The organism is Arcticibacter sp., from assembly GCF_045629565.1.
In the GTDB taxonomy this organism is placed as follows: Bacteria; Bacteroidota; Bacteroidia; order Sphingobacteriales; family Sphingobacteriaceae; genus Arcticibacter.
In genome coordinates, this window is record NZ_JAZQRL010000053.1 from 1 (window position 1) to 14,800 (window position 14,800).

Consider the following 14,800-nt stretch of genomic DNA (forward strand, 5'->3'; position numbering starts at 1 on the left):
AACAAGCACCCTGTTGCATACCTACTTTCCGAGTTTCCCTTCAAAATATTTCGCTGAACAAGCAGGTTCTCCAGGATGAACAGCATTTTTTTATCCCAATCTCGCTTCTGATAGCCCGGTGCTGGAAGATTTTCCGGCTTCATTAGCAATTGATACCGATGGAGAAGGCCTTTAAAAGTATCGCCATTTGCTCCATCCCGAACTGCTGAAACCACTCCTATAAGTTGAGTAAAAGCTTTGTTAATATCCTTCGATTTGTAAAACCGACTGCTAAACATATCTCCCCTGGCATAAAGTCTGGTACTATAGAATCCCTCATCCGGAAGGTTACTGATATTGATGCTTTGATTTATCTTAAGATTGAATGAGGTATCTTCTGCTCCCTCTATTTCTAATCTATAGTCTCCATCAGGCATTCCCCATGTCAGTTTTACTGTATCGTTTTCGATGATATTTTTGGACAAGAAGTAATTGCCATATTGCAGTTCAAAATTCCTAGAGTGGCGGACAATGCCTTCTTTTGACTCCTTTTCAATGGCGGCAAACATAGCCCACTTCCTCTCCACATTATTAACTTTTATCAATAAAAAATTTTCTCCTTTCGACAAGGGCAGGTCGATATAATTTACATACGCATGGATATCAGAAGGGAGGTCTCGTGAAAAAATCAGCTTGTTGTTTAACCAAATCTTCGCACCGTCATCACTTGCGAAATTCAGTTTGAGTATTTGTTCCTCGGAAGATTGGATGGTGCATCCAGCGTACACAGTTCTTTTCATTGACATATCTTCCTTGAGGTTGAAAATCTTATTGAAGTCAAGGTTCAATTCATTTAAAGTATCCACCGTTTTGCTTTCATAAGTCCCTGATGTGTCATTTGCCTTAATATTCTGCAGATCGCCGAATCCTATCGATTCTTCACTGCTTCCTATTTCTTTCAGAAAATCAGTTTCTAACCCGTTTTCTTCTGGGTCAGTCCGGAAAGGGCCAACCAGACGCCAACTTGTTAATACTATGCCTTCTTTAGGTAGATCATCAACACTATAATTGGCAGAATCTCGCGAGCAGCTTAGCAAACTCAGAGAGAGAAAAAACAGGATAATTTTCGTCATTATATGATTAGACCGAATAGAGCTTAAATAAGGTTTATCTTCAATTGGTGTCGATTGGTAATAAATTACAAGAGGTAAAGAATACCTCATTACTTATAAAAAGCTCTACTTTAATCGCGATTTAGGTTTGATTTTCCTCAAGCTCGTAAATATCAACAGCCTAAAGTATGTAATTTGTCTATAGAAATTTTACAAAACTTACACCTTTTAAGAATCTTCTTCTTTTTCTTTAGAATTTCTTACTTCTGCTCAAACACCTGGTGCCACATACAAATCATCTATTTGATTCCACCAGGCACTACTATCCAAACCTTTGAAATAAAGATAATTGATAGTGACTATTTCGAAGAATAGGGAGCACATCATCGGTTAAGTACTTTCTGTTGTCAAGGTTGACTATCCTGCAAAACCGTCTACAAATAACGAGAATAGAGACCAGTAACTGATATCCGGTCTCTATCCTGCCCAAAATTATAGCCGCGCCGTCGGCATGGTCGACTGTATCGACGCGAAAGGCTTGCTCTCGAAACTAGTAAGCTCTGATTCCACCAATTCCCAACAAAACGAATAAGTCTTGTTGGATGAGATTAAATTTTGTCTTTAATGAATGAAGAAACCGTTAAACGATGAACTCCCAAAATTCTGCCTATAGCACTGTAAGATATTTTCTTATCCATCAGCGATTTAATATCGTCTTCTTTACCACTCAACTTTCGCATTTGTGACTTACTACCTTTAGGTCGACCAAGGATCTGCCCCTCTGCTTTCCTGCGTGCTAGAGCTTCTTTTGTACGTTGAGATATCAGGTTACGTTCTATTTCTGCTGAAAGACCAAACGCAAAATAGATGCGCTGATCTGTGACAGGATCACACGGTTAAAGATCGTCAAGTATCTCCATCATGAATTTGCCACAGAGAGAAATTCAGAACTTAAGCGTTGGGGGCAGGCAAAATCCAAAGCAAAATTCATCGGATATGTAAAAATGCAGTTTGGAGTACAGCTTTCAGATGACGAAATTGTTGATTTTCCATTTACTGGTGATGTAGCTTAATTGGTAGAGCGCTCCCCTTGGAATGCGATTGGTCATTACTCATTCCAAGGGAGAAGTAAAGGTTCGATGCCCTTCTTCACCACAATCGCGTATACTGCAATTGCTTAGCTTACAATCTCAAATCATTTTTCAAATATCTTAAAAGAGGGTTCGTTGCGCAGGTAGGTTGCGTATTAGTCCTCTTATTTTGTTCAGCCAAGCATGACTATATGAATAGAAAAAGCGTAAAAATGGATATGGAAACCAAACTTGTATATGATAATATCTATACCAACGCGGTGATGTTTTTAAGAAGAGCGATCAAAGAACTTATCACCAGTTCTGGCGACCACCTTGAAAGGGAGCAAGCCGTTATCGCCTGTATTTTTATTCAAATGGCTGTCGAACTTGGCTTCAAGGCCTACCTTATTAAGACCAAATCGCTCACCAGCATTTTGAGGGATAAACATAAGAAGCAAACTATCGAGGAATTACTGGAAGAATTTGAGGACGGAACACTTCAAACAAAGACTTTTGAGGAACTCAAAAGGATGATTGTTGCCGATGACCAGTTGTTTGATGAGGAGCGATTGGAATACATTAATGACTTCCAACGCTATCGCAACCAGGCAGTACATTTTCATTTACGGTTGGTGCAAGGTGACCTGTTCGACCTTCGATATGATCTGGTTTATGTTTTAGTTCACGTCGTCATACCTGTCCTAGCTGAGATAAGCCTTGACATTGAATCGCCCTCCGACTTTTATCAGGAGTGTTTAGATAAAAACGATTACCTGACGTTGATCAAGTTTGAACCTTATGTGTACGAAATGAAGAAGGTGGCGGAACAACACTCCCAATTTGTATATCATTGTATCGAGTGCAATGAAAAGACCTATAGTGTTGATAACGAGATTTGCTATTGTTGTAACCTGCAATTCGTAAATGCGGGTGAATATGTAAAATGTCCCGCGTGCAAGACCCCTAAAAGTGTAATATTTGATCATAATAACATTGCGATCAACGAAAATGTCATGAATGGTCTTTGCCTAAACTGCGGCGAAAGATGCAAGGTTTTCAAATGTCCGAGCTGTGAGGTAGCTACACCTTTTTACTACGAGATCGATCTGCAAGACACCTGTTATTCAAACCGATGTGAAATGGAAAGCTGACGGACAAGCTTATCAAAATAACCGACTGACCACACCCGGTGATCCCCACGACCTCTTGAACCACAATTATCCTATATAAATAAAGAAAATATCAAAATAAAAGCGTCACAAATACGTCACAACGATATTTGCATTATTAAAGATTATACCTAAATTAGCCTCCCAGTAAATCAGAAACGCCGTTTTTTTCAAGTAAAAATATTCGAAGTCTTTGACTCTTAATCAGTGGGTCGAGAGTTCGAGCCTCTCCCAGGTCACTAAAACGGGCACGCGCAAATTATTTGTGAGTGCCCGTTTTTTTCTTACACACATTTCCTGCCCATTTTTGGATATGTCGGCGATCTCCATCTCGCCAAATGCCGGAGCACAGAACCCTGAATCCATCATACAGCAAGCCATTACACCTCTGTTATCCTTCCTGTGAATCTCTATTCGTCGGCTGATTACAAGTTTTGTTCCTTCAACCAGTTCTTGATGGTTCATATTTCGGGGCCATGCAGGCCACACCATCACTTTTTCGGCCATTCACTTTTCAGCAGGAAATGGTAGGTGCTGTTAACCGCATCAGGCTTTGCTTTCAAAATTTCGAACCTCTCATTCTGCAACAACCGGATCATCTCTGCCCCTGCATAAAGCACAGGTCCATATCCATGGGTAGCCTCCGTACTCTTCCCTCTGTGATAATAATAAGTGTTGTCGTGAGCGAAAGTAGTACCTTCGCATGTGCCGTCAACAGCGCCATTGGGAAGAACCTTTGTGTTGATAGCGTTCCAGCCAGTCAAAGCTACAGGACCATAAACATGACTGATCCATCCTTCATTAATGCCCTTTGCTATCGCATAAGTAAACATCGCCGTGCACGAAGTCTCCAGATAAGTATCGGATTTGTCGAGCAGGTTGTGCCAGAGGCCGGTGCCGTCTTGAAGATTAGCGAGGCTTCTCACCATCGACCGGTATAAGTGAAGGATCTTATCCCGGCTTTGATGATCTTTAGGCATTACACTCAAGAGCTCTGCCATCGCCATTAAACACCAACCGTTAGCACGTCCCCAGTAGAAACGAGGATCGTAATCAGCAGAAGTGAGGTTCCAGCCATGATCGAATAATTCCTTCTCCGGAACATACAATCTGTCGCCCATTTGCAGCACCTGCCTCGCAGCGTCGTCAAAATACTTTCTGTCTCCGGTGAGCGCTCCCATATTGGCAAGGAACGGTACGCTCATATACATATCATCAGCCCACACTGACTGGTATTGAGGACGATTACGAGCCAAAGTTCCATCGGCTAAACGAAACTGATTTTTGGACACATGCTCATCTACCCTATTAATGATAGGAAGATATTTGTTATTTCTATTGCTTAAATAGGTTTTAATCATCGCAGCACCTATGGAGCCGCAATCGTCGAGAGCCTCAAAATGAAGAATACGCCCCCAGTTACCTTTCTTTTCGCCCGGTTTTACGGTAGCCCCCTTTTCAAAATAGGGCAGGTTATCTACTACATAATTATAAAACCTGGTATTGAGAGCGGCGTAGCTTTCATCGCCTGTGACTTTTGAAATATAGTCGAAAGCAGACAATACGACACCGTGAGTGTACGACCATTCACTGGAGAAGCCATCGGAAGGGAGTGCCGCAGGGTTGTAAGAAGTAAAATTAGTTATTCTTTCTCCGGTTTTGGAATTGACAATCGTTTGCGGACTTGTCTCCTCATAATAGGCGCGTACTCGCTTAAGTACTCCTTTAATGTTGTCGGTAGTAGGAAATTCATACGGAACAGGGTAATTGGGTACGCGACCAGGACCAGTTTCCTGTGCGAACAGACTGGCAGAAAGAAAAATAGCTAGTAAAAAACTGACAAGTGATTTCTGTCTGCTCTTAGTTGTAACGGGATATTTTTTCCTGTCAAAAGAAAAAGAAGTATAAATTAAAGGTCTCATAATTTTTGTCAACATATATTTGTTTAAAGCTTGTTATTCAGCAGTAAGCACCAAGCGTTGATACCTGGTCAATTGAGGACTGCCATTATCTCTTACCTCACAGATAATATGAAGCGTCTCGCCTTTTTTAATATCTGACGGAACGATAAAGGAAGCCTTTTTGTTACTCGCATTCGAAATACGGATTGATCCCTTATAGCTACCTGCTTCAACATATTGCCACCAACGGTAGCTCAGCCGATCATCATCAGGGTCTTTTGTTCCTTTGGCATTTAATTTAATTTTGTCCTTGGACGCTGCTTTCCTGCCCAAAGCCCCTTGCACTTTTACTACCGGTGCGTGGTTAGCCTCCTCAAATAATTTTACACACCAGTCTGCTCTCGCCGCAAAGTCGTTTTGAAAAGCCTCAGACCAACGCCAAATAGGTTTAAAATAAGCATTATGATTACTGTCCGTTTCCGCCGTGGCACCTCTTTTTGAACTCAATCTGCCCCATCCATTACTGCCGTACCAGCGCCCTTCGGGGTACACATATCCTTTTTCAGGCACAGGATCCATCCAGGTGTTCTCCCTGACCTTGATATAACGTCCACCCCATCCTCCCCAGTGAGGATTCTCGAGGTTCCTAAGGCCCGTTTCTATGGTATGCATAAACGCCGGAGAATCTCCTTCCGAACGGAAATCTCCTTCATTGAAATCCTTGTCTTCCTTGCCGTGCGCCTTATACAACGAGCATAAAGGTCCGTGGTCGTTCAGAATATTTTCCTTCATCCAGGCGCCTTCAAAGTAACGATGCATTTCTTTCGGCTGAGTATTCTTCCAGCGATAGGCAATAGCTTCAAATTGATCAGAGTTGACGGTTAGAATATTGTATTTACCCCAATGCGGGCGGATGTAAGACTGATAGGTTGAATCCTGCTCCCAGATTAAAAAAAGCCGCACTTTACCAGCAACTTCCTCCATCCGTTCCGGGTGATTCTGCTCAATGGTTTTCAGTGCCCGGGCGATGGTGTTGGTGCCGCCCCAGGCTTGCAGCCAAACCGGGCGAGGGTCGCTTTTGTCGAGTAACTCTTTTACGATAAGCTGCGACCCTGCTGTTACCTCGTCCATTTCACCCTCTGCTTTAATGTTCCCAAGTACGGTTCGCTCACGAAGGTACTGAGGCTTGGGATAGCCTTTGTCGTGTTTGATCAGGTTGGGATAAACTTTTTCGTAAGCCTCCAGATAGGGGTTCATCCAGTCGTCTCCGGCCCACTTGTGGCCTTGCCAGTGATACTGTGAGCTGGAAGTTACTATTCCTTCGATATCCCATTCGTTAGCATATAGCAGGCAGCGCACCATGGAACACTCGTCATCGATCTCCCCATCAGATGTGACGATTACTCGTATCTTAGTTTCCTGGCGTTGGGCAAACGTGCTGCTGACGAAGAGGAATATCAAAAAAAAGGTAAAAAGCTTATTCATATCTTCTCCCTATGTAATAATCATTAATGTATCTTTCAAGCCTAGTATAACCATCCGTTGGTATGGTGTTTCTGTCCTTCATATTTATTATACTCTTTTAGTGAAGGACCAATATGGCATCTTCCCAATTCAGTGGAGGCATTAACGTTTTTAGTTCATTTTCCTTGAAAGACGGAACTTCCTCTTTCTTCCCATTTCTGGGATAAAACCAATATGCTTTAGCGTCTTTGTTCAGTACATTTTTAACCCTGCCATCCGAATTATCAGAAAAATATACCAGGGCCATATCGCCAGACTTTGTGGTAACTGCCGTTTTCAAACTTTCGCCCTGGCCCGCACCTAATATCACATCCCCGTTAGGATGCCATTCATACCATTTGTGGGAGGCCAAAAATTGCTTTCCTACCGTTGCCAGGTTACTTCGTAAACTTTTCCACCTCTGCCGCCTACAGAATATTTCCCATACCCTTCAGCGCCAGGAAATGCCAGCTGCTGGGCAAAGCTGCTTATTCCGGTAAACAAGATTAAAATAGCAAAAGAGACTTTTTTCATTCGAATATATTTAAATACTAGTTCTATTATTATTGCACGGTCACTATTACCCGCTGATATCTTGTTAGTTGCGGCGACCCATTATCTTTTACCTCGCAGATAACGTGAATGGTTTCGCCTTTTGCGACATCGCCAGGCAGTGTAAACCATGCAGCCTGCTGGCCGGCATTTTGAATAATGACCGCTCCTTTATAAGTACCCGCGTCCTTATACTGCCACCAGTTATAGTTCAACTTATCGCCGTCCGGATCTGTGGTCCCTTTAGCGCTAAGTTGAATTTTGCTACCAGGCTTTGCAGTTATATCAAGCGCATTAGTCAACTTCACAACAGGAGGATGATTGGCCTCTTTATAGGCTTTGACACACCAGTCGGCCCGTGCGGCGAAATCATTCTGAAAATCATCCGACCAGCGTACAATGGGGTCAAAGTACTTATTCATTAGCTCCTGATTTTTTGGGTAGGTCTCCCGCATATATTTTCGTCCCCAGCCCGTTCCGGTAAACCATCTTCCCTCAGGATACTGGTAACCCGGTTCGGGAACAGGATCCAGCCAGGTATTCTCACGCACCTTCACGTAGCGGCCTGCCCAGCCTCCAAATGAAGGCGATTCAGTGCTTCGCAAACCGGTATTAATAAAATGCATAAAAGCCGGCGAATCGCCTTCCGACCTGAAATCTCCCTCTTGAAAATTCGTATCGCCCGCCAGGCCGTGACTTCCGGGTACGTGCGCCTTATAGAGCGAACATAACGGACCATGATTTTCAAGGATATTTGCTTTCATCCAGTCGGCCTTGAGATAGGCTTGCTTGTCTTCAGGCAATATTTTATTCCACTGGTAAGCAACTGCCCAGAACTGGTCCGAAATAATGGTTTCGACATTATATTTGCCCCAGTGAGGGCGAATATAGGATTGATAGGTGGAGTCTTGTTCCCAAATGAAGAAAAAACGCATCTTTCCGGCTACTTCGATCATACGTTCAGGGTGTTCCCGCTCAATGGTCTTGAGCGCCCGGGCAATGGTGTTGGTTCCGCCCCAGGCCTGAAGCCAGACAGGACGGGTGTCGCGCTTATCCAGCAATGCCTTTACTATCAATTGAGAGCCCGGAGTAATTTCATCCATCTCTCCCTGAGCTTTGACATTTCCCAATACTGCACGTTCGCGGAGATATTGAGGTGTCGGATACCCCTTATCGTGTTTAATTAAGTTGGGATAAATCTTTTGATAAGCATCAAGATAGGGGTTTAGCCAGTGGTCGCCTGCCCACCTGTGTCCCTGCCAGTGGTACTGTGAACTGGAGGTAATGATGCCTTCAATGTCCCATTCATTGGCGTAAAGTAAAAAACGCACAATGGAACACTCATCATCAATCTCTCCGTCGCTGGTTATAATTACCCGGGTTTTATCCAGAAGTTTTTGTGCAAAAGCGCTACAAAAAAGACAGAGAGTAAAGAGTGTGATAAAAGTTTTTCTCATTGGTCTGCTTAATTACTTTTTAAGATCGAGTTGTTTATGAAAGAAAAGCGCCATTCAGCATCTGTACACGCACCCTCCATATTGCCCGGGCTTTAACACTAAATGTTGGCTATTGGTTACTGTATACCAGCTCGTATACAAATTTGTATTTATCTATCAAATGAAGGGGTTAAATTTTGATTAAAAAGGTTTATTTTTTGGTTATCCTGCTTAAATCTTTCCGCCAATCTATCTTCCTAAATCAACGAAATCCGCTTTGCTCTACTTGGGCACGAAGGCTTTCCAAATTATGTTATCTCCTACCAACTTCTAAATAGCTTGTACGCTACAACTTTTTCCATACGTCCTGGATATTGTTGCTCGATAGTCTTCAAAGCCCGGGAAATGGCATGGTTCCTCCCCATGCCTGAAGCCATACCGGGCGTCTGTGATTTTCATCTAGTAAAACTTTGACTATAAGCTGCGAACCGGCTGTTACCTCGTCCATCTCTCCCTCTGTTTTTACATTCCCAAGCACCGTTCGTTCCCGAAGGTATTGAGGTTTGGGATAACTTTTGTCGTGTTTGATCAAATTGGGAAGCAAGGAAAGGCAAAGCGAAGCCTTTATCTCTTCACTCATACGGCTCAAAATAAAACGAACCTCGCCGGTAAACCACGGCGAGGTTCGTTAATACTTACACTCTTGTTCTATGGCTGAGCCAAGCCATATCCATTGGTTACCTTCCCTTTCGACTGAAGAATAGTTTCAGAAGGAATAGGCCAGTAGTATCTTGGAGGCTCTCCGGCGGAGCTTACCCCCGAAAGGATATTACGCAAATATGCAGCCTCATAATTAACGATATCAATTCCCCAGTTGGTTTTAACATATCCTTCGCTTTGCAATGCGAGAGCTTCAGGACTTTCTGGCGCGATATAACGGAATAAACCCCGGATAGCTACATTGTGGTTCGTTCCCACTACTTTACTACCTACAGATGCAAGTGAACTGTAATTATATTGGCCTCTCCATCCCGGATAGAGAGCGGGGTTCGTTATATCCGCATCGTACGTTAAGGGGTTTGGCAGATTGGCCATCTTTGTCCAGATATAAGCCGGTATTTCGTTGCCATTGGAGAAACGGTGATAACCCTGATTCCTGATATTGTTGATCATCGTCTTCATTTCCTGTTGAACCGCGATCGCCCTTTCAGAAAGCTTGCCAGAACGTATCATGTCCCAACGGCGTGTGCCCTCCCCTAGCAATTCAAGTTTACGCTCCTGCATGACTGCATCTTTCAAATCCTGTCCTGATAGTGTTCCTAAATTGTAATTCGCACTACCGAACGCCCTTTCCCTGATTTGATTAACCAACGTCATCGCATCGCTTTCGCCCAGCTCTGCCTTTGCTTCAGCTAACATCAAAATAACGTCTGCCATTCTTAAAATTGGCCAGTTCATACCGGAATTTCTCTGGGATGCAACGAAGGGAGGGTTCATACGGTTATCATCCCACTTATTTGTTGATATTCCACCGGTATTTTTGTTCCCGGGAACGAAAGACAGCATCATTTCATTACCGTCCCCTTTACTTCCCGTAACAGCAACACTCACATCTCTGCGTTTATCATCGTTACTGTATTCTCCATAATAAACGAGAGGAACAATTCGCAGAGCTCCAAATACTTTAGTAGGAGCTGCGTTACTACTACCCCCGTCTGACGGTCTGCCGAAAGCGTAGGAATACTCGCTCGTTGTCAGTGTTTGGCCGCCTTGTATATTCCCAAGCTCGAAAATTGACTCAGGACTTACCTGCAGATCATGGAAATATTGAAAATGACGTTGAAACGGATTATTAGCAACAGACCTCGGATCTGCTGTAATGAGCCCGCTTGACCCTCTGTTGTCTATTGCTTTCTGTAAATACGTCTTGGCAGTCTCATAATACGTTAAATAGTCTGCACGACGGGCGTATACACAATTGTTGGCCTCACTGCCTTTTCTGGTAAATGTCACACTTCCATACAGATCTGGTAGGTCAGTACGGATAGTTTGATAGCCTCCCGCATGAAGAGCTAACTGACCGATCAAGGCATTGCAAAAGGTTCTGGAAAGCCTTTCAGCGGTAATGCCGCCCTCCCCAAGTCGGTACATCAGGGGTTCCGCTTGTTTCAGACTCTCAATCAGGCTGTCATAAATCACGAAGCGCGACGTTAGTGAATAATCTTCAGCCGTTGTATTTTCATAGCCATATGGTACATCTCCGAAATGCTTCACCAGTTCCAGATAACAAAATGCTCTCATGCTGAGCGCTTCCCCATATAACTGAGTCCAGTCAGAAGTCCTGCCGGCCGCTACGTCCTCTTTATAGGCAGGTTTCTCGGCGATAAGTGAAGCGGCTTTGCTCACCGCTCTGATGGTAGCATAAAGTGAGTTAAATCCACCCGCAACAGCGTCAATAGGTATAAGGTCTGGCCGCAGGATGGCGTTCAGATTATTACTTGAATTATCTTCGGGGTAAGTCTCAGCATCTGATCCTATCGGATCGTTCCATCTGTAAATCCCCATGACACTACTTTGGCGGTAATTCGCGTAGCCCCAGGAAAGTATTTTAAACGTTTCCGCGGGCGTTGTGGTTACAAACTCATCATCTACACTTGATGGGCTCCTGGCATCCAGAAAATCATCCTTACACTGGGTAAAGACGATACACACTGCCAATGCGAGTATATATTTTAAGCTTTTCATAATTTTACTTCTACTGTTAGAAATTAACGTTTATACCGAAAACAAAAGACCTCGCACGAGGATAGGAACCGTAATCCAGGCCTAAAGTGGGGTATTGTTGATTATTGAAACCTTCATTCGCGCTTACTTCAGGATCAAGTCCGCTATAGCCGGTAAGGGTAAGCAGATTATAAACACTGCCGTATACATATAAATTACTCACTTTAACTTTTGATAGCAGTGATTTGGGCACCCGGTAACCCAATGTCAGTGTATTCAGTCGCAAGAATGAACCATCCTCAATTCCTATCGACGAGGTGGGGCCACCTTCGCTATATGCTAACGGCAAGCGCGCATTAACGTTAGCAGCGTTTAACTGCTCCGGTGTATTCAGCCGCACCAGCTGTCCGTTTACTACATCATAAATTTTATAAGCATCGTTCATGATAGCAAGTTTGTTTTCATAAACACCCGCCTCTTTCGGGCCGTACAAAGTGGCCAGCTTAGTCACATTATAGACGTCATTGCCATAACTCCAATTGAAGTTTACGCCGAGATCGAAATTTTTGTAGCCGACATCGAAATTAAATCCCCCGGTATGCAACGGCTGCATCTCACCTATAACAGCAAGGTCCTTGTCATCAATTTTTCCGTTGTTATCGAAGTCCTTAAACTTGGGCAGTCCTGGATACGCAGTCTGACCGGCCGGCCGGTTGGCTGAACTGAGACCGTGCACAATTCCCATAAAATTACCCAGATCTGCTACACCCTGATTAAGCGTATAGACGCCATTGTTATAGGTGAAATCTTCAGGAGTATAGAAACCTTCGTATGTCAGTCCGCGAACCAGACCAACTGGCCGGCCTTCTAACAGCACATAATCCGAAACAGGGTAAGTACCGGCGCTATTCCAGTTTGTACCATACAACCCGGTTATATTGGGGGCGAGCTTATCGATATTGCTCTTGTTAAAATTGATATTACCGCCAGCGCTTACTCTCCAGCTATCGCTTCGAAGGATAGACGCGCTAAGAGATAGTTCGATTCCTTTATTACTGGTCTGTCCGATATTCTTTGTACTGAAAGGATAGCCCGTGATAGCAGGAATCGGCACCTGAGTTAACAGGTCTTTAGTGGAATTCCAATATAAATCAATGGTACCGGAGAGCCTGTTTTTAAGAAACCCAAAATCAGTTCCGATATTACGGGTGATCGTCGTCTCCCACTTCAGATCTGGATTTGCCTGACTTGTACCCACCTGATACGCGGCTTGACGAATGTTGTTGATCGCATACTGGTTTCTTTGATCCGTAACAGACCCCCAGTTTTGAATAAACAAGCTAGGGTCTATCCGGTCATTTCCTGCCTCACCGTAAGATGCGCGTACCTTTAAATTGTCTAACCATTGGAGATTCTTCATGAAAAGCTCATCGGAAACTCTCCAGGCAAAAGCCACTGCCGGGAAATAACCCCATTTGTTATTAGGCCCGAAGGTGGAAGAACCGTCGGCACGAAATGTTAAGGTGAGCAAATAACGGTCTAGCAAAGAATAATTTGCACGTCCGAAATAGGACTGCATGCGGCTTGGAAAAGAAACATTGGAGGAAAATAAAGCCGAACCGACAGAGGTGTCATACTGGTTGATCTGAGCGAAAGCGGTCTCCCTGTCGAAGTTTGCCGGAAAACGGTTAGCTTGTACACCCAGGCTAGTTCCTCCCGAATTGGCTACTTCCTGCCCCGCCAACAGGTTTAATTTGTGAGATTCATTGATCTTGAACTCATAATTCAATGTGTTGGTCCAACGCAGACTCCAGCTATCCGATTTCCGGTAATCTGCCGCCCCGGCATGCAGTACGGTGCCTGTCGCGTCTTCAATATAATTATTGTAGACAGCCCCTGACCAGTATTTTCGCTCGTTCCACGCTGTATTCAAGCTAAAATCCGTGTGGTAAGTCAAGCCTTTGATAATACCCCAGTTTAATGAAGTAATGGCCACGGCATTTTGATTTTTGTTGTACGGGTGATAGTCGCCGATACGGACTACAGGACTATAGTTATCCCACATCGAGTTCTTTCCATACTGCTCAATATTACCTGTTCTGACGGCATCAAGGTCTCCCAGGATGTGCTCAGTGGCAATCGGGCGAAAACGATAAGATGTCGAAAGTAAAGATCCGGCACCACTGGTCACCCCTTCATCCCCCAGTGTCGGGGTACGCGTATATCGGGTATTCAAGTCAAATGTCAAATTCTCAAATATCTTTTGAGTAAGCTTAAATGCGGCGTTCGCACGTTTGTAATAAGAATTGACCTTCATTCCCTGATCGTCGGTATAATTTGCAGAAAACAGGACCTTTGTTTTATCAGTCCCGGAAGTCAGGGTCAGGGCATGGTTCCAGGAAACGGACTCATTATATACCTGTCGTTGGATATCATCAGAAGCTAAATGGCGATAACTTTCAATACCTCCGGTATTTGCACCGGCATTAGCTCCAAGCCCATAATATTTCTCGAAAGGCGTTTGGTAAGCCACGCCATTTGCCGCGGCGTTGGCCCATACATATCTCAAATAATCATAGGGAGCTAGTGATTCCAGGTACTTTGTTGGCGTGTTGATTTTCGCATAACCACTATACGCCACCGTCGTTTTACCAGACTTGGCACTTTTTGTAGTTACCAGAACCACACCGTTAGCTCCTCTGGCTCCATAAATTGCCGTAGAGGATGCATCCTTCAGTACGTCGATACTTTCAATTTGATCTCCGGAAATATCGGCCAGATTTCCCGGGATACCATCGATAAGGATAAGAGGCTGGTTACTTTGAGATATAGAACCTCCGCCACGAACCCGAATAGCGATATCTGCACCCGGCCGGCCGTCTTGCGCCGTAATTTTCACCCCGGGCATCTTTCCCTGCATAGCCTGGGCTGCGTTTGGAACGGGGGTCGCGGCAATTTCATCTCCGCTAACCGAAGCAACGGAACCCGTCAGATCGCGCCTTTTTACGGTGCCATAACCGATAACCACTACTTCATTCAGCGAGGTCGCCTCCTCTTGCAGAATAATGTTTAAGGTATTTTGACCAGCGGTAGGAACCTCTCTGGTGGTATACCCAATGTATTTAATCACGAGTACTGCGTTATTAGAAGGAACAGTAATTTTAAAATTGCCGTTCACATCGGTACTGGTGCCCGTGCTGGCGCCCTTCACCAGTACACTCACGCCGATGAGGGTTTCCCCGTTCCGATCAGTAACTTTGCCGGTAACTTGCCGGCCCTGGGAGGATACTTGTTGTACAGAAGCACCAAGCAGACACATAAAAAGTAGAAGATTTTTCATATACAATTAAG

General features: G+C 44.1%; 11 protein-coding genes and 1 tRNA gene. 2 read left to right on the forward strand and 10 right to left on the reverse strand.

Translation table 11 applies throughout. The features are described from left to right. The coding region (locus ACKI5J_RS07105) for a hypothetical protein (protein WP_407427955.1) at positions 1-1,112 on the reverse strand (1,112 nt) is incomplete at its 3' end. Positions 1,113-2,149: 1,037 nt separating this feature from the next. Here ACKI5J_RS07105 and ACKI5J_RS07110 point away from each other — a divergent pair. Then, positions 2,150-2,246: transfer RNA gene (locus ACKI5J_RS07110), tRNA-OTHER, on the forward strand. Positions 2,247-2,373: 127 nt separating this feature from the next. Continuing rightward, positions 2,374-3,315: a hypothetical protein gene (locus tag ACKI5J_RS07115; RefSeq protein ID WP_407427957.1), complete on the forward strand. Its 942-nt coding sequence runs from the start codon at positions 2,374-2,376 to the stop codon at positions 3,313-3,315. 222 nt (positions 3,316-3,537) lie between these two features. Here ACKI5J_RS07115 and ACKI5J_RS07120 read toward each other — a convergent pair whose 3' ends face one another. From ACKI5J_RS07120 to ACKI5J_RS07160, 9 genes are all read right to left on the reverse strand, one after another. Then, on the reverse strand, positions 3,538-3,798 hold the full coding sequence (locus ACKI5J_RS07120; protein WP_407427959.1) for a hypothetical protein: 261 nt from the start codon (positions 3,796-3,798) through the stop codon (positions 3,538-3,540). A 26-nt stretch (positions 3,799-3,824) separates the two neighbouring features. Next, positions 3,825-5,255, reverse strand: coding sequence for a glycoside hydrolase family 105 protein (locus tag ACKI5J_RS07125; RefSeq protein ID WP_407427961.1), 1,431 nt, complete (start codon positions 5,253-5,255; stop codon positions 3,825-3,827). 33 nt (positions 5,256-5,288) lie between these two features. Then, entirely contained in the window at positions 5,289-6,719 is a 1,431-nt protein-coding gene (locus ACKI5J_RS07130) for a nucleoside hydrolase-like domain-containing protein (RefSeq protein ID WP_407427963.1), read from the reverse strand. 97 nt (positions 6,720-6,816) lie between these two features. Beyond that, positions 6,817-7,110, reverse strand: a complete 294-nt coding sequence (locus tag ACKI5J_RS07135; protein WP_407427965.1) for a putative collagen-binding domain-containing protein — start codon at positions 7,108-7,110, stop codon at positions 6,817-6,819. 11 nt (positions 7,111-7,121) lie between these two features. Continuing rightward, entirely contained in the window at positions 7,122-7,271 is a 150-nt protein-coding gene (locus ACKI5J_RS07140; protein ID WP_407427967.1) for a hypothetical protein, read from the reverse strand. Positions 7,272-7,300: 29 nt separating this feature from the next. Beyond that, positions 7,301-8,746 (reverse strand): nucleoside hydrolase-like domain-containing protein, encoded by a 1,446-nt coding sequence (locus tag ACKI5J_RS07145; RefSeq protein WP_407427969.1) that lies wholly within the window; start codon positions 8,744-8,746, stop codon positions 7,301-7,303. A 370-nt stretch (positions 8,747-9,116) separates the two neighbouring features. Then, complete coding sequence (locus ACKI5J_RS07150) at positions 9,117-9,365, reverse strand: nucleoside hydrolase-like domain-containing protein (protein WP_407427971.1); 249 nt, start codon at positions 9,363-9,365, stop codon at positions 9,117-9,119. Between the two features lie 68 nt (positions 9,366-9,433). Then, entirely contained in the window at positions 9,434-11,470 is a 2,037-nt protein-coding gene (locus ACKI5J_RS07155; RefSeq protein ID WP_407427973.1) for a RagB/SusD family nutrient uptake outer membrane protein, read from the reverse strand. Positions 11,471-11,486: 16 nt separating this feature from the next. Further along, on the reverse strand, positions 11,487-14,789 hold the full coding sequence (locus ACKI5J_RS07160) for a SusC/RagA family TonB-linked outer membrane protein (protein WP_407427975.1): 3,303 nt from the start codon (positions 14,787-14,789) through the stop codon (positions 11,487-11,489). Positions 14,790-14,800 lie beyond the last annotated feature (11 nt).

What these genes read in the sequence shown, in the direction of transcription:
- ACKI5J_RS07115 (WP_407427957.1), top strand. Translation starts at nt 2,374, where the DNA reads ATGAATAGAAAAAGCGTAAAAATGGATATGGAAACCAAACTTGTATAT.
- ACKI5J_RS07120 (WP_407427959.1), bottom strand. Translation starts at nt 3,798, where the DNA reads ATGAACCATCAAGAACTGGTTGAAGGAACAAAACTTGTAATCAGCCGA.
- ACKI5J_RS07125 (WP_407427961.1), bottom strand. Translation starts at nt 5,255, where the DNA reads ATGAGACCTTTAATTTATACTTCTTTTTCTTTTGACAGGAAAAAATAT.
- ACKI5J_RS07130 (WP_407427963.1), bottom strand. Translation starts at nt 6,719, where the DNA reads ATGAATAAGCTTTTTACCTTTTTTTTGATATTCCTCTTCGTCAGCAGC.
- ACKI5J_RS07140 (WP_407427967.1), bottom strand. Translation starts at nt 7,271, where the DNA reads ATGAAAAAAGTCTCTTTTGCTATTTTAATCTTGTTTACCGGAATAAGC.
- ACKI5J_RS07145 (WP_407427969.1), bottom strand. Translation starts at nt 8,746, where the DNA reads ATGAGAAAAACTTTTATCACACTCTTTACTCTCTGTCTTTTTTGTAGC.
- ACKI5J_RS07150 (WP_407427971.1), bottom strand. Translation starts at nt 9,365, where the DNA reads ATGAGTGAAGAGATAAAGGCTTCGCTTTGCCTTTCCTTGCTTCCCAAT.
- ACKI5J_RS07155 (WP_407427973.1), bottom strand. Translation starts at nt 11,470, where the DNA reads ATGAAAAGCTTAAAATATATACTCGCATTGGCAGTGTGTATCGTCTTT.
- ACKI5J_RS07160 (WP_407427975.1), bottom strand. Translation starts at nt 14,789, where the DNA reads ATGAAAAATCTTCTACTTTTTATGTGTCTGCTTGGTGCTTCTGTACAA.